Genomic DNA, 14486 nt, shown 5'->3' on the forward strand with positions numbered 1-14486 from the left:
CAACATGAACTTCCTTGACGGCCACCTGTATCCCGAGAACCAGCAGCCTCTGATCATCACCGCCGCTCCCTATGCGCCGGGCTGGATCCCGTCAGACTTCCCGGAAGATATCCCTGTCACCATGGCGGACCAGATCCAGAAGGCGGTGGATTGCTACGAAGCCGGTGCGAGAGTGCTGCATCTGCACGTGCGCGAAGAGGACGGCAAGGGCAGCAAGCGCCTGTCCAAGTTCAATGAGCTGATCGCCGGCGTGCGCAAGGCCTGTCCGGAAATGGTCATCCAGGTGGGCGGCTCTATCAGCTTCGCGCCTGAAGAGGGCCAAGGCGCCAAATGGCTTAGCGATGACACGCGGCATATGCTGGCCGAACTCGATCCTAAGCCCGACCAGGTGACGGTGACCGTCAACACCTCGCAGATGAATGTGACGGAGCATGCCGGTGTGGATGATTTCAAGGGACTGTCGCGAGGGTTCGCGCACCTCTACGATACCTACAAGGACATGGTCGTGCCCTCGAATCCCAGCTGGTTCGAGGAGCACGTTCGGCGTCTGACAGCCGCGGGGATCCAGAGTGAGTTTCAATGCTACAACATCAACAGCTTTGAAACGATTGAGCGGATGATCCGCCGCGGCGTCTACAAGGGCCCGCTGGTGATGAACTGGGTGGCGATCAGCGGCGGCATGGATCAGGCGAACATCTACAACCTGGCAAACATCCTGCGCGCTGTGCCGGACGGAGCCGTGGTAACGGTGGAGAGTTCGGTGCTGAATGTGCTTCCCATCAACATGATTGGCATGGCCTTGGGCCTGCATGTGCGGTGTGGCATCGAGGACGTGCTCTGGAACCAGACCCGCACGGGAAAGATGAGCACCGTCGAGCAGATCAAGCAACTGGTGCGTATCGCCGGCGAATTTGGCCGCCCCATCGCGACGGCGCAGCAGACCCGCGAGATCTTGCAGCTTGGGGTCTTCTACGACACGGTGGAAGAGACGCTTCAGAAGAATGGCTTCGCACCCAATCGTAACGGTGGCCACCAGGGCTTCCTGCGCAAGGCCGAATGCATGTAAAGAGCCCTTGGGGGAACTGACGGCCGGGCATCCCGGACCCAACATGTGATGGCGAAGGCGGGACCCGCGACGGTATGCGGCCCGTTCTTTCGCCTTGCTGCCGTGGACCCTCGAGACCTCAATTGCCGTGTGGCCGATACCGCGAGCAGGGTTTTCCCTCTGTTTGCGCGAATCGACAACAACTTGGCGTGATCGGTCAAGCCGGTTGACGCAGGGCGATCCGAGAATGGAGAAAAGACGGCAATCAAGAGGTACAGACATGAGGAAGCGAACCAATAACCTATGGTGGCGCGGATACGCCTTGGCGATCGGAGTTGGTGTCGTCGGTGGAGTGCCCGTGGCCCAGGCCCAGGAGGATTGGCCAAGCAAGCCGATCCGCCTGGTGGTGGCGGGGCCTGCCGGCGGCAGCGCCGACGCCTTGGCGCGGCTGCTGGCGGAAGGCCTGCAGAAGGCATGGAGCAAGCCGGTTATCGTGGAAAACAAGCCTGGTGCCGCCGGCGCGCTGGCGATCACCGATTTGCAGGCCACCGGCAAGGACGGTCATACCCTTCTGGTCATCCAGGGCGGCGTCGTCAGCGAAGCGCCGTTGGCCTACAAGGTCCATTACAAGCCCTTTGCCGACCTGAAGCCCCTGGCCCAGGTCAGCCGCACGGGGTTGGTGCTGGTTGCCAACAAGGATGTGCCGGTCTCTAACCTGAAGCAGTTGGTGGACTACGGCAAATCGCAGAAGGACGGCCTGGTTTTCGCTTCCTACGCTGCGGGATTGAGGGGCCACACCTCGGGCATACTGCTCGGCCAGCTTACCCAGGTGCAAATGCGGCATGTTGGCTACAAGGGCTCTCCTCCGGCATTGAACGACCTGATGGGCGGCCATGTGCCGCTGATGTTCGATGGGGTGACTACCTCAATGCCGCTGATCAAGGCGGGGAAGATCAGAGCGATTGCCGTGGCCTATCCGAGCCGGATTGCCGGATTGGCGGATGTGCCGACGTTCAAGGAGCTCGGTTACCCGCAGCTGGCGCAAGCAGGCTGGTTCGCCGTGTGGTCGCGCCCGGATGTCGCTCCGGCGGTCCAGCAAAAAATCCGCGAGGCGACGCTGGCGTATTTCAAGCAGCCCGCAGTGCAGAACCGCGTCAGGGATATGGGCATGGAGCAGGGGAATGCCGCCACCTCGGAAGAGATGATGGCGGACCTGAAGCAGGCATACCAGCAACAGGCCGCGCTGCTGAAGTCCATCAACTACCAGCCGGAATAATACGGCAGTCACCCGGCCGCGCAACTGGGCTGGGTGACTACCGTTGCGGCATGCCCGACCGGTCATGTCGATCTTTCAGTAAGGCGCGTCACCGATAATGGCGGTGCGCTCCATCTTCCGGTGGCACGGGGGGTAATCCATCACTGCGTAGTGCTGGGTCGAACGGTTGTCCCAGAACGCAACACTGTTTTTCTTCCAGCGAAAACGCACCTGGTACTCGGGGATGGTGGCCTGGCTGACCAGGTAGCTAAGCAGATTTGCGGCACCCGGGGCCTTGTCGATGCCGAAGCGCACGTTGGCCGGCACGTTGTAGTTGGTGAAGTGCGTGGTAAAGCTTCCATTGACGAACAGCAGTTTCTCTCCGGTTTCGGGATGGGTGCGCACCACCGGGTGCTCGGCGTCCGGGTACTGGGCCTTCAGCGCAAGACGCTTTTCGATCGGCATGGCGGCACCGAAGCTCGCCTCGATGCCGTGGCGCGCGCGCAATGTGGCGATCTTCGTCTTGATATCCTCGGGCAACTGGTTGTACGCCTCGACCATGTTGACCCACATCGTGTCTCCGCCCACGGGCGGGCACTCGATACAGCGCAGCACGCAGCCTAGCGGTGGCTTCTCGCGCCAGGTGGCATCGGTATGCCAGGAATTTTCGTTGCGGTCGGGAGGACTGTCCGGGGTTTTGTAGATCTGGACCAGCCCCGGGTAATCGGGATGGCTGCCTACCACCGGATGGTCCTCCAGCTCGCCGAAGCGGCGCGCAAAAGCCACGTGCTGCGCGCGCGTGATGTCCTGGTCGCGGAAGAACAGCACGCGATGTCTGAGGAGCAGGGCGCGGATTTCCGCCATCAGCTGGTCGTCTTCGGCAGCCGCGCCGAGGTTGACGTTGCTGAGCTCAGCACCGATCGTGCAGGTGACTGGCTCGACCTGGATCGAATTGCCCAGAGAGGTTGCGCGGACCACGGCGGGTGCCGCTTTGAGGCGTTGGATCATGAACGTTGTCTCCGATTTTTCGAACAGGCCGATCGATTCCTGCGAGTCTGGATCCAGCGGGTTTCTCCCGCTTGACACTACATGACCGGGATTTATCATTTCATGTCAATGTTCTACTCTGCTCGCCAATGTCGTCACTTGTCCGCGCTGCGGCCCTCACCAACTACAGCGAGGTCGCCCGAGCCGCCGGACTGGACCCGGTGCGGATGCTCCTTGATGCGGGGTTGAGTCCGGGCGTGCTGCGCGAGCCGGACCTCATGATTCCGGTTGAGCGTGTCGGGCGACTGCTGCAGGCGTCGGCAACCATGTCAGGCAACGAGAGTTTCGGACTGTGCATGGCCGAGTCGCGCCTGTTGTCCAATCTTGGGGCCGTAGGATTGCTGATCCGCGACCAGGCGACGCTGCGCGACTCGCTTCGCATGCTGATGCGCTATCAGGCGTTGCTCAACGGTGCGCTGTCGCTGGCGGTAGAGGAGTGCGGCGAACTGGTCATTATTCGCGAGGCGGTCATCGCTGGCAGCGCGCATCAGCCCACGCGCCAAAGGGTTGAACTGGCGCTGGGGGTAATGGTGCGGCTGATACGCCAGCTTCTCAAGCCCGACTGGGAGCCGCGGCGCGTATGCTTCGAGCACCCGGCGCCGCGCGACCTTGGTACGCACCAACGGTTTTTTGGGCCTTGCGTCGAGTTCGACTATGACTTCAACTGCATCATCTGCGCGAAGGCCGATCTCGATGCACGCAACCCGTCCGCCGATCCGGCCATGGCGCGCTACGCGCAGCAGCTGATCGACGCGTCTGTCATGTCGCAGCACGCGACCATGCTTGAGGACGTGCGGCGCATTGTCCTGCTGCTGTTGCCCAGCGGACGTTGCAGCATCGAGCAAGTGGCGGATCATCTGGGCGTGGTGTGCCGCACGGTCCAGCGCAGGCTGGCGGACGAGGGACAAAGCTTCTCGTCGATCGTCAACGACATCCGCACGGAGCTTGCCGCGCGTCATGTCATCGAGAGCGATCGTCCGTTGACCGAGGTGGCGACCCTGCTCGGCTTTTCCGCGCCGAGCGGATTCTCGCGCTGGTATCACGCGCAATTTGGTTGCAGCCCCAAGGAGAGCCGGTCCACGCGCGGCGCAGTGCGCCGAAAGACGACTGCCTAGCCTGCACCGACCGCGATGCCACCCTCGGCCATCCGCCCGATACGCCACGTAAGGTAAGATCTTGGGCGCTGCGAGCGGTGCAGCGCCGATCGAGGGCAACACCCGACCGGTTCCCCAATAATCGGAAGGACTTACCCCTCATGGGCAGACTCAAGACTACCAACACGCCAGAACTGCAGTCGCTGCTTGCGCCGCAAACACCGCAGAATCCGGTCACGCTGGCGGTCGAGCAGGCGCTTATGCATGGACGCGACTGGTCGGCATCCGTCGCCGACCAGATTGCGGTGCGGCTGGCGGGACTGATTACGATCGACGTGATCCACGCAGGCCAACGGCTGCTTGAGAAAGACATCAGCGAGGTCCTGGAGGTCAGCCGCGCTCCCGTGCGCGAGGCCTTGCGCATCCTGGAGCGGGAGCGGCTGGTCGAGTTCCGCGCGCGGCGCGGCGCCATTGTCACCGAGCCCAATGCCCAGGACCTGCGGGATATCTACGTGGTGCGGGACGCACTGTTTGCGATTCTGCTCAGGCAGCTGATGGAAGAGCGCGCGGACGCGCTTGATGCGTTATTCGAGCAATTCATGCCGCGGCTCGGCAAGGCCGTCGAGGAATCGGTGGACGCCTATATCAGCGTGACCTTCCTGGCGAACATGGCCATGGCAGACCTGTCGAGCAACCGGCTGGTCGGGGAGCTGCTGAATTCCATCTCGCTGCGGGTCCTGCGCTATGTGCGGCTGGGGCTCGCATCCCGTCCCGGGTCGCTGGAGAATTCCTTCAAGACCTGGCGTGCCCTGCAGCGCGCCGTGACCAGGCGGGACATCGATGCGGTGCTGGAGACCGCGCACAAGCGCATCGGAAACTCCCGCGAAGCCGCCATCCGTGCCCTGGCATCCGGCGTCCGGAAAGGCAAGGCCGGCGCTGCCGGCAACGACGCTGTGCCAGCCGGCGCTTTCTGAGTCCGCGCGGGCGGGACTGTCCGCTTTGGCTCTCCGGTCAAGGGACCCGCGCCCGGCTGGCGAATGCATTCCATTCCCGGAAGACCGTGTCCAGGCACGATGCCGAATCGCAGCGGTCCCGCTTCTTGCGGAATGCTGCAATGTCGGCGTCGGTGATTGCCCGCGCCTTGAGCAGGCGCTGCTGGTCGGCATGGATGCGTTGGTAGCCCATGGAAAACAGCGCGGATTCGCAGATCAGGCGCTGCGCCTGCGTAGCGCTGGCGGCGGTGGCGGACGGATCGCAGTCGATGTCGGTGGCATGCGCGGTGCTCAGGAACATGAGGCTTGCGGATGCCAGGGTGTGGAGGGCGATGCGGACAATGCGGGTCATGACAGGTCGGGGGCAGGGCTGACGCTCGACGCAAAGGCGCCGCGTCAGGCGAATAGTAGCGCGCCCCGGTAGCGGGCCGGCAGGTTCACTGCATGCCGGCCCGCTTCGCCGCGCTTAGCGGAACACGCTGACCGCCTCCACCAGCCGTGTTGCCTGCTGCTTCAGGCTTTCCGCCGCGGCCGCGCTCTGCTCGACCAGCGCGGCGTTCTGCTGGGTGATGTTGTCAAGGTCGCTGACCGCGCCCCCTACCTGGGATATGCCGCTGCTTTGCTCGGTGGTGGCGGCGCTGATCTCGGCGATCAGGTCGGATACGCGCTTGACCTGCGAGACGATGTCGTCCATGGTCTTGCCGGCTTCGTCGACCAGCTTGGCGCCGGACGCGACGTTGTGGACGCTGACATCGATCAGTCCCTTGATTTCCTTGGCGGCGTTGGCGCTGCGCTGCGCCAGGCTGCGTACCTCGCCCGCCACCACGGCAAAGCCGCGGCCCTGTTCGCCGGCGCGGGCGGCTTCCACCGCCGCATTGAGCGCCAGGATATTGGTCTGGAAGGCAATGCCATCGATCACGCCGATGATATCGGCGATGCGCCTGGAGCTCTCGGTGATCTCGTTCATGGTGTTGACGACCTCCGACACCGCCTGCCCGCCGCGCTCCGCGGCGACGCTGGCGGAGCCGGACAGCTTGTTGGCTTGCGCCGCGGTTTCCGCGTTGCTCTGCACCGTGGAGGTCATCTGCGCCATCGACGCGGATGTTTCCTGCACGCTGGACGCCGCCTGTTCGGTGCGCGCGCTCAGGTCGATATTGCCGCGCGCGATTTCATTGCTGGCGGTCTGGACATTGACGACCTGGCCGCTGACGTCGTCGATCAGCCAGCGGAACATCAGGCCGAGCTGGCTGATCGTGCGCAGCGTCATGCCGATCTCGTCGACCCGGTTCATGTGCACGGCCTTCTGGCTTTCGCCGGACGCCACGCGCAGCGCCTGCTGCAGGACCTGTTCCAGCGGGGTGGTGATCTGCCGTTGCAGCCACCAGGATGCCAGCAACGTGGCAAGCGCCATGACCCCTGCAAAACCTGGCAGTGCCATGCCGGAAAGGCCCATGCCCCAGGCGCCGATGATACTGACGGGGAGCAGGGCGGCCAGCGCCAGCCGCACACGCCAGCGTACCGGCATGGTCTGGAACAGCGAGGTAAAGGCCATCAGGCCCGTGCGCACGATCAGTCCCTTGTGGAATTTCCGGCTGCCGGCCTGGCCCTCGCGGAAATCGCGATACAGCTTTTCCGCGGCCGCTATCTCCTCGCGTGTTGCCTTGGTGCGCACCGACATGTAGCCGGCGGGCCGGCCGTTGCGCACCACGGGCGTGGCATTGGCGCGGACCCAGTAATGGTCGCCGTTCTTGCGGCGGTTCTTGACCAGCGCGGTCCATGGCTCTCCGCCCTTGAGGGTGGCCCACATGTCGGCAAAGGCTTCAGCGGGCATGTCGGGATGGCGCACCAGGTTGTGCGGCTGCCCCTGGATTTCTTCCCGCGTGAATCCGCTGACCTCGACAAACGCGGCGTTGGCGTAGGTGATGTAGCTCTGCGTGTCGGTGGTCGACATCAGCGTGGCGTTGTCCGGGAAATCAAACTCGCGCTGGGTGACGGGCTGGTTGTCGCGCACGGCATTCCTCCTCATTCTCGATGGGCAGGGGGCGCATGCCTTGTTTGCTTTGCATGGATTCCGGCGCGCCACGGCTGCCGGTCCGCGCCCCCTTCTCCCCGCCATGTCGGCCGCAGTTCCCTGGCGCTGATCCCCTCTTCCGTAGGGGAGGGGTTGAATACACTCAAACGAGTGAGGGCGACACCGTGGCGCAGGGCGTGGGTGTGGATCCGGCGTGCCTGGCTTGCTACATCCGGAATACCACCCCCAGCCAGAAGCTGCGCGGCGCGCCCGGTGCCACGAACAGCGCGCTGGCGGCATCCCCCGGTGCCACATGCGGGCGCACCAGGCTGCCGCCGGGGAACACATCGTTCGCGATCTGTCCGTAGGTCTCGTAGCGCCGGTCAAAGACATTGGCCACGCGCGCATAGATCTCAAACCGCTGGTTCACCTTGTACGCCGCGCGCAGGTTCAGGGTGGCGTAGCCGGGCACATGCCAGTCGGCGGTCTTCGGCGGCGCGCCCGGCTGCGGGTCGCTGCGCAGGCCGTCTTCGTTGCCGCTGGAGACGGTGCCTGACACCGCCACCAGGTCGGCGCCAAGCGTCAGGCCGGCCAGTGCCTGCCAGTCGAGGCCCAGCTTGAGCGTATGGCGGGGCAGGCCCGCCATGCGCATGCCGGGCCGGATGTCGATGGTGCGTTCGCCGGCGGCAAGCTGGCCGGCGGCCTGGTAGGTGGCGTGCAGATAGCTGTAGGCAAGCCGCAGCGTGACATCGCCCACGCGCTGGCGGGCGCTGAGGTCCAGGCCCTGGTTGCGGGTGCGGTCGAAGTTAGCGAAGTAGCCGAGCTGGGTGTTCGGCGCGCGCAGGAAGAGGATGTCGTCGTGATTGTCGACGCGGTAGAGCGACGCGGTGACTTCGGTGTCCTTGCCGCGGTGCCAGCGCACGCCTGCTTCATAGGAGTGCGAGACCACCTGCTTCAGGTAGGGGTCGGCCTGCAGGCCGGCCGGCAGGCGGCAGGGCCGCGTCGGGTCGGCGCAGCCGAGTTCGAGGACGGTCGGCACACGGTTGTTCTGGGCGTAGCCTCCGAACACGGTGACGCCGCCGCCCAGCTTCTGCGAGAGCCCCAGCGCCGGGTTGAGGCGGCGGTAGGTAAAGCTCTCGCGCGGCTGTTCGCTGCCGTCGCTGTTGCGCAGGGTGTTGCTTACCGCGACGTGGTTCCACCTGGCCGAGGCGGTCAGGAAGGTGCTGGGGGTCAGCGACCAGGTGTCGGACAGGTACAGGCCGAGCATGCGCGAGCTGCCGCCGACGCCGGAGAACAGGGCGTTGGGCGCGTCCGGGTCGGCCACGGCGCCGCGGTCGTCGGTGAAGGTGCCGGGCTGCGCGTACTGCGAATAGGTCAGGCGGCTGCGGTCCAGGGTCAGGCCGGCGTTGAGCAGGTGGCGGTCGGTCTCCCTGGCCATGCTCAGCGCCATGCCGACGGTCTGCTGCCACATATGGGTGGTGTTGATCACGGCGGGATGCAGCGCGGCGCCTTCGGCCCGGGTCATGCCGCAGTCGGCGCCGAGCGGGCTGCCGTCGGGCGCAAAGCCGTCCTCGCAGTCTTCGGCATAGGCCTCGTAGGCGGGGTTGACATCGCCGTTGGTGGTGTCGCGGCGGCTGGTGCGCACGTAGGCCAGCGCGGCGGCGCTGGTCTTGTCGTCGAACCAGTGGCGACCGTTGACGGCGACCTGGGTCACCTGGTTGCGGGTCTGGTCGGGGTAGGTGTACACGGCGTGGCGATTGCCCTGGTAGAGGTCTGGCAGCGTGCCGTTGCCGCTGGCGTGGAAGCTGGGCACCAGCCCGTTGCCGGTCAGCGTGCTGCGGCCATGCAGCACTGACACGTCCAAGCTGTCAGTGTCGCCCGCATAGCCAGCCTTGGCGAAGACGTTGCCAAGCCGGCCGCCCGACTGGTCGCGCCAGCCATGCTCCTGGAACAGGGTGCCGGCCGCGAATGCGTGCCAGCCGCTGTCGCTGCGCACGCCGCCGGACAGGTCGGCGCGCTTGCGGGCGCCGCTGCCGTAGGACAGGTCGGCCGTGAAGCCGGGTGCGTCCAGCCCGGAGCGAGTGGTCATGGCCAGCGCCCCGCCCAGGGTATTGAGGCCGTAGGCCGGGTTGGCGCTGGACACCAGCGACACGCTCGCCAGCGCGGCTTCCGGGATCATGTCCCAGCTGACCACGTCGCCGAAGGGCTCGTTGACGCGGATGCCGTCCAGGTAGACCGACAGGCCCTGCGGCACGCCCGCAATGGACGAGGCGCGGAAGCCGCGGTAGGTGATGTCGGTCTGGAACGGGCTGCCCTGGATGTCGTTGACGTTGACGCCGGCCAGGTTGCGGGACAGGTACTCGGCCAGGTTGCCGGCGCGCGACCGGTCCAGGTCGTCGCCGCGCACGGTCTGCACGGTGTAGGGCACCAGGTCGCTGTCGACGCCGATGCCTGGCAGCGGCGCGGCGGCCACCACCAGGACTTCCGGCAGCATGGCGCTGTCCTGGTTTGGGACAGCGGTGTCCTGCTGCGCAACAGCGGGCCGCTGGGCCATCAGGGCGACCGCCATGGCAATCGCGGTGGCGGCGCCGCGGCTGCTCCTGCGGCGGCAAGCCACGGTGTCGCGCGGCGCGTGCCCTGGCGGTGCGGGGCGCGGGTTGGCTGGCATGGTTCCGTCTCCTCCGGATAAGCGGCGCGATACCTGCATTGGGTAGCGCCTGTCCGGAGCTGAGCAGGTTTCGTACCGTGCATCGGGAGTCCGGCACTTGCGCGGTGAGCGGCCCGGGAACGCGCTGGCCGAACCCTCCTTGCGCCGACGCCTGTCACAAAACAGGACAGCTGCGGACACAGGCAGCGGACCGGTGCTCAACCATGGGACAGTCGTTCGCGGCGCACCGCACAAGGCACGGCCTGGCCGCAGCGTCCGGCAGAGCGTCCGGCGCGGCCAGGCAACGGCTGGCATGGAGCGCGGCCCGATGCTGCGCTGCACATGGTATCGGCCTTGCTCTGTTCACCTGCATCAACACTCTGCCTGGTGCTTAGCCATGTTCCGCCGCCTTGGTCGCTGCCTTGCCTGCCTGCTGTTGCCGTGCCTCGGCCTGGTCCATGCGGGCGACGCGCTGGCCGAGGGCGCGCACGGGTATCCGTCGCGGCCGATCACGCTGGTGGTGCCATGGCCAGCGGGCGGCGCCACCGATATCTCCATGCGCATCCTGGCGGAGCTGGCCGGGCGCGAGCTGGGGCAGCCGGTCGTGGTGGAGAACCGGCCGGGCGCCGGCGGCACGCTGGTGGGCGGCTTGCTTGCCGCGGCGCGCCCGGACGGCTACACCATCGGCCAGCTGCCGCTGACGGTGTATCGCTTCCCGCATCAGCAGAAGACCGCCTGGCAGCAGCTGCGCGACATCCAGCCGGTGCTGATGATCTCGGGCTATACCTTCGGCATCGTGGTGCCCGCAGACAGCCCGTTGCGCTCGCTGCGCGACCTGGTCGCCTGGGGCCGCGCGCATCCGGGCGAGCTGACCGTGGGTTCCACCGGCATCGGCACCACCGCCCATCTGGCGATGGAGGACGTGCTCGGGCGCAGCGGCGTGCGCTATATCCACGTGCCGTATCACGGCACCGCTGACCAGATGCTGGCGGTGGCCAACGGTTCGCTGATGGCGGGGGTCAATTCCACCGGCTTCGCGCCCTTCGTCGAGACCGGCAAGCTGCGCCTGCTGGCCGTGTTCAGCGCGCAGCGCTCACCGCGCTGGCCCGAGGTGCCGACGGTAAGCGAGCTGGGCTTTGCCGATGCGGTCCATCACTCGCCCTACGGCATCGGCGTGCCGCGCGGCACCGATCCGGCCATCGTCCGCCGCCTGCATGACGCATTCCGCGCCGCGATGCAGCAGCCGCGCCACCTTGCGGAACTGGCCAGGTACGACCAGGAGCTGACCTACCTGGATACCGCGCAATACGATGCCTTCCTACGCCATGCGTGGGAGACCGAGCGGACCTTTGCCGAGCGCGTGGGCACTGCGCGGCCCAGGGGGCAGCTGTGATGGCCATGCAAGCGCCGCTGGCGCTGTGCTGCGACGCCGTGCGCAAGGCCTTCGGCAGCCGCGCGGCCCTGGACGGGGTCTCGCTCAGCGTGCGGCGCGGCGAGTTCGTGGCACTGCTCGGGCCCAACGGGGCGGGCAAGACCACGCTGTTCCAGATCCTCAGCGGCCTGTTCGTGGCGGATGCCGGGCAGGTCACGGTCATGGGCAGCGACATGCGGCGCGATCCGGTGCGCGCGCTGGCGCGGCTGGGCATCGTGTTCCAGCAGCCGGCCATCGACCTGGACCTGCCGGTGCTGGCCAACCTGCGCTTTCACGCGGACCTGCACGGGCTGCCGCGCGGCGTGGCGGCGCAGCGCATCGCCCGGCTGCTCGATGACTTCGGGCTGGCGGCGCGTGCGCGCGCACCGGTGCGCGAGCTTTCGGGCGGCAACCGGCGCAAGGTGGAACTGGCGCGCGCGCTGCTGCATGAACCGGCCATGCTGCTGCTGGACGAGCCCACGGTGGGGCTGGACCCGGCCGCGCGCGCGCAACTGGTGGCCGATGCCCGGCGCCTGACGGCGCGGGCGCAGGCCGGCGTGCTGTGGGCCACCCACCTGGTGCAGGAGGTGGAGCGCGCCGACCGCGTGATTGTGCTGGACCGCGGCATGGTGCGTTTCGACGGCACCCCGGCCGCACTGCGCGGCGCCGCGGCGTGCGACACCCTGGAGGGCGCTTTCCTGGCCATGACGCCGCAGGCCCCTGTCACTGACCCGGCCGTGAGGCGCGTACCCGCATGAACAAGATGCCATCTCCCCGCTGGTTTGCCGGCGCCTTGCTGCTGGTCACGACGCTGCTGGTTGCCGCCGGCCTGGCCGAAGGCGCGCAGGGCGGGGCCGCGCGACCCGTCGGCCAGGCTAGCAACCAGGTCTTTGTCTCGAGCGAGAAGGACGATGCCCTCGCCGTCTTCGATGCCCGCAGCCGGCAGCTGGTCGCGGTATGGCGGCAGTGCAAGCGGCCGCGCCACCTGCAGCTGTCGCCCGACCGCACGCGCCTGTACGTGGCCTGCAGCGACGACAACCGGGTGGATGTGGTCGATGTGGCCAGCCGCAAGACCGTGGCATCGCTGCCGGTGGGGGACGATCCGGAGTTGTTCGATCTCAGCCAGGACGGCCGCACGCTCTATGTCTCGAATGAAGAAGACGGGTTGCTGTCGGCCTACGACACGGCGTCGGGCAAGCGCGTGTTCGCGGTCAGGGTGGGCGAGGAGCCGGAGGGCGTCAAGGTCAGCGCCGACGGCAGGCATGTGTACGTGACCTCGGAGGTGGCCAACCTGGTCCATGTCATCGACGTCGCCGCGCGCAAGGTGATCCGCAATATCCAGGTCGGCAACCGGCCGCGGCGGCTGCTGCTGGTGCGCGACGGCAAGGAGCTGTGGGTGTCCAACGAGCTCTCCGCCAGCGTCAGCGTGATCCGTACCGATACCTTCGAGGTGGCCCAGACCATCGCCTTCGCGCCGCGGGGCTTTCGCGCCGAGGACGTGACCCCGGTGGGCATGGCGGCCAGCGGCGACGGCACGCGCGCCTATATCGGGCTGGGCCGCGCCAACCATGTCGCGGTGGTCGAGGTGGCGTCGCGCCGGGTGCATGACTATGTGCTGGTCGGCCGCCGCGCCTGGGGGCTGGCGCTGAGCCGCGACAACGCACTGCTTTATGTCGCCAACGGCCTGTCCGACGATGTCAGCGTGGTGGACACCGCCAGCCGCAAGGCGGTGGCCACGCTCAAGGCGGGCCGGGTGCCGCATTCGGTGGCGATCGATGACTGAGCGCTCGCGTGCGTGGTGGCAGTGGTGGCGTGCCGGGCTGGGCGCCATGGCGCTGGCGTGGCTGCCTGCCGCGGTGCACGCTGCCGAGGTGCGCGTGGCGGTCGTGTCGCAGGCCGACGACGCGCGCTATGCGCCCCGGCGCCTGGCGCAGCGCTATCCCGGCCAGCCGCAGGGCCGTGCGCTCGACGGCGCCCAGGTGGCGGCCGCCGAAGCGCGCGTGGCGCTCGAGGCCGCGGGCCAGTCGCTCAGGCTGGAAGCACAGGAAGCCCGCACTGAAGCCGAGGTGGCCCCGCTGGTCGCTGCGCTGGCGCGGCAGGGCACGCGCTATATCCTGCTGGACCTGCCGTCGGCATCGGTCAGGGCAGCCACGGGTGCGGTCAAGCCGGGCGAGGCCTTGTTGTTCAACGTGTCGGCCGATGACGACGCGTTGCGCGGCGCCGGCTGCGCGCCGGTGCTGCTGCACACGCTGCCCAGCCTGCGCATGCGCGCGGATGCGCTGATGCAGTACCTGGTATTGCGCAAATGGCGCCGTGCCCTGCTGCTGAGCGGCCCGTCCGCGGCCGATGCGGCGCAGCGCGACGCGCTGGTGACGTCGGCGCGGCGCTTTGGCATTGCCTGGTCGGCGCAACGCGCCTTCAGGCTGTCCAACGACCCGCGTGAGCGCGACCAGGCCAACCTCGGCCTGCTGACCGGCGGCGTGGACTATGACGTGGTGGTGGTGGCCGATGCCGACGGCGAGTTCGCGCGCGGCGTGCCCTACGCCACGCTGCTGCCGCGCCCGGTGGTGGGCGCCAGCGGGCTGGGCGCGCAGGCGTGGCACTGGGCCTGGGAGCGCAATGGCGGGCCGCAGCTCAACCGGCGCTTCATGCGCGCGGCGGGCCGTCCGATGACCGGCTACGACTGGGCTGCCTGGGTGGCGGTCAAGGCCATCGCCGAGAGCGTGGCGCGCCTGCCCGGGGCCGGGTTTGCCGGACAGGCGCAAGCGCTTGCCGCCGGGCAGGTGGTGGTGGACGGCTTCAAGGGGCCGCCACTGTCGTTCCGCCGCTGGGACCGCCAGCTGCGCCAGCCGGTGTTGCTGGCCCACCCTGACGGCGTGGCCGGCATGGCCCCGGTGGACGGCGTGCTGCATCCGAAGAACAACCTCGACACCCTGGGCGCCGATGAAGCCGACACGGCGTGCCGGGCCCCATCCGCGTAGCGC

Annotated in this window: 12 protein-coding genes; 8 read left to right on the top strand and 4 right to left on the bottom strand. The window is 67.4% G+C overall.

What is annotated here, in order from left to right:
• Nucleotides 1–4 precede the first annotated feature (4 nt).
• Both AC3WON_RS09995 and AC3WON_RS10000 read left to right on the top strand, forming a co-directional pair.
• Nucleotides 5–1066, top strand: coding sequence for a beta-keto acid cleavage family enzyme (locus AC3WON_RS09995; protein WP_010809758.1), 1062 nt, complete (start codon nucleotides 5–7; stop codon nucleotides 1064–1066).
• A 259-nt stretch (nucleotides 1067–1325) separates the two neighbouring features.
• The gene (locus tag AC3WON_RS10000; protein WP_492318623.1) at nucleotides 1326–2321 is read left to right on the top strand and encodes a Bug family tripartite tricarboxylate transporter substrate binding protein; all 996 of its coding nucleotides are present in this window, start codon (nucleotides 1326–1328) and stop codon (nucleotides 2319–2321) included.
• A gap of 75 nt (nucleotides 2322–2396) precedes the next feature.
• Here AC3WON_RS10000 and AC3WON_RS10005 read toward each other — a convergent pair whose 3' ends face one another.
• Entirely contained in the window at nucleotides 2397–3308 is a 912-nt protein-coding gene (locus tag AC3WON_RS10005; RefSeq protein ID WP_492318622.1) for a TauD/TfdA dioxygenase family protein, read from the bottom strand.
• Between the two features lie 128 nt (nucleotides 3309–3436).
• Here AC3WON_RS10005 and AC3WON_RS10010 point away from each other — a divergent pair, with 128 nt between their 5' ends.
• Both AC3WON_RS10010 and AC3WON_RS10015 read left to right on the top strand, forming a co-directional pair.
• Nucleotides 3437–4462, top strand: a complete 1026-nt coding sequence (locus tag AC3WON_RS10010; protein ID WP_492318621.1) for an AraC family transcriptional regulator — start codon at nucleotides 3437–3439, stop codon at nucleotides 4460–4462.
• Between the two features lie 77 nt (nucleotides 4463–4539).
• Nucleotides 4540–5415, top strand: a complete 876-nt coding sequence (locus tag AC3WON_RS10015) for a GntR family transcriptional regulator (RefSeq protein ID WP_492351727.1) — start codon at nucleotides 4540–4542, stop codon at nucleotides 5413–5415.
• Between the two features lie 37 nt (nucleotides 5416–5452).
• Here the strand turns inward: AC3WON_RS10015 and AC3WON_RS10020 are convergent, their stop codons facing one another.
• The 3 genes from AC3WON_RS10020 to AC3WON_RS10030 all read right to left on the bottom strand — a co-directional run bounded on the left by AC3WON_RS10020 (nucleotide 5453) and on the right by AC3WON_RS10030 (nucleotide 10112).
• Nucleotides 5453–5785, bottom strand: coding sequence for a hypothetical protein (locus AC3WON_RS10020; RefSeq protein ID WP_492318619.1), 333 nt, complete (start codon nucleotides 5783–5785; stop codon nucleotides 5453–5455).
• Nucleotides 5786–5899: 114 nt separating this feature from the next.
• On the bottom strand, nucleotides 5900–7444 hold the full coding sequence (locus AC3WON_RS10025) for a methyl-accepting chemotaxis protein (RefSeq protein ID WP_492297108.1): 1545 nt from the start codon (nucleotides 7442–7444) through the stop codon (nucleotides 5900–5902).
• 226 nt (nucleotides 7445–7670) lie between these two features.
• Nucleotides 7671–10112: a TonB-dependent receptor gene (locus tag AC3WON_RS10030; RefSeq protein ID WP_492351728.1), complete on the bottom strand. Its 2442-nt coding sequence runs from the start codon at nucleotides 10110–10112 to the stop codon at nucleotides 7671–7673.
• Nucleotides 10113–10488: 376 nt separating this feature from the next.
• Here AC3WON_RS10030 and AC3WON_RS10035 point away from each other — a divergent pair, with 376 nt between their 5' ends.
• The 4 genes from AC3WON_RS10035 to AC3WON_RS10050 are packed head-to-tail and all read left to right on the top strand — an operon-like array spanning nucleotide 10489 to nucleotide 14483.
• Nucleotides 10489–11484, top strand: a complete 996-nt coding sequence (locus tag AC3WON_RS10035; RefSeq protein ID WP_492351729.1) for a tripartite tricarboxylate transporter substrate binding protein — start codon at nucleotides 10489–10491, stop codon at nucleotides 11482–11484.
• A complete protein-coding gene (locus AC3WON_RS10040) occupies nucleotides 11484–12260 on the top strand; it encodes an ABC transporter ATP-binding protein (protein WP_492318616.1) in 777 nt (258 codons plus the stop codon). The genes AC3WON_RS10035 and AC3WON_RS10040 overlap by 1 nt, the downstream gene beginning before the upstream one ends.
• Nucleotides 12257–13285, top strand: a complete 1029-nt coding sequence (locus tag AC3WON_RS10045; RefSeq protein ID WP_492351730.1) for a PQQ-dependent catabolism-associated beta-propeller protein — start codon at nucleotides 12257–12259, stop codon at nucleotides 13283–13285. Before AC3WON_RS10040 ends, AC3WON_RS10045 begins: the two co-directional genes overlap by 4 nt.
• On the top strand, nucleotides 13278–14483 hold the full coding sequence (locus tag AC3WON_RS10050) for a type 1 periplasmic-binding domain-containing protein (protein WP_492318614.1): 1206 nt from the start codon (nucleotides 13278–13280) through the stop codon (nucleotides 14481–14483). The genes AC3WON_RS10045 and AC3WON_RS10050 overlap by 8 nt, the downstream gene beginning before the upstream one ends.
• Nucleotides 14484–14486 lie beyond the last annotated feature (3 nt).

It is taken from the genome of Cupriavidus sp. FW305-46 (assembly GCF_058787075.1).

Excerpts from the sequence above, each read along its gene's own strand:
- AC3WON_RS10030 (WP_492351728.1), bottom strand. The coding sequence starts at position 10,112 with ATGCCAGCCAACCCGCGCCCCGCACCGCCAGGGCACGCGCCGCGCGAC.
- AC3WON_RS10010 (WP_492318621.1), top strand. The coding sequence starts at position 3,437 with ATGTCGTCACTTGTCCGCGCTGCGGCCCTCACCAACTACAGCGAGGTC.
- AC3WON_RS10000 (WP_492318623.1), top strand. The coding sequence starts at position 1,326 with ATGAGGAAGCGAACCAATAACCTATGGTGGCGCGGATACGCCTTGGCG.
- AC3WON_RS10040 (WP_492318616.1), top strand. The coding sequence starts at position 11,484 with ATGGCCATGCAAGCGCCGCTGGCGCTGTGCTGCGACGCCGTGCGCAAG.
- AC3WON_RS10005 (WP_492318622.1), bottom strand. The coding sequence starts at position 3,308 with ATGATCCAACGCCTCAAAGCGGCACCCGCCGTGGTCCGCGCAACCTCT.
- AC3WON_RS10020 (WP_492318619.1), bottom strand. The coding sequence starts at position 5,785 with ATGACCCGCATTGTCCGCATCGCCCTCCACACCCTGGCATCCGCAAGC.
- AC3WON_RS10035 (WP_492351729.1), top strand. The coding sequence starts at position 10,489 with ATGTTCCGCCGCCTTGGTCGCTGCCTTGCCTGCCTGCTGTTGCCGTGC.
- AC3WON_RS10050 (WP_492318614.1), top strand. The coding sequence starts at position 13,278 with ATGACTGAGCGCTCGCGTGCGTGGTGGCAGTGGTGGCGTGCCGGGCTG.
- AC3WON_RS09995 (WP_010809758.1), top strand. The coding sequence starts at position 5 with ATGAACTTCCTTGACGGCCACCTGTATCCCGAGAACCAGCAGCCTCTG.
- AC3WON_RS10045 (WP_492351730.1), top strand. The coding sequence starts at position 12,257 with ATGAACAAGATGCCATCTCCCCGCTGGTTTGCCGGCGCCTTGCTGCTG.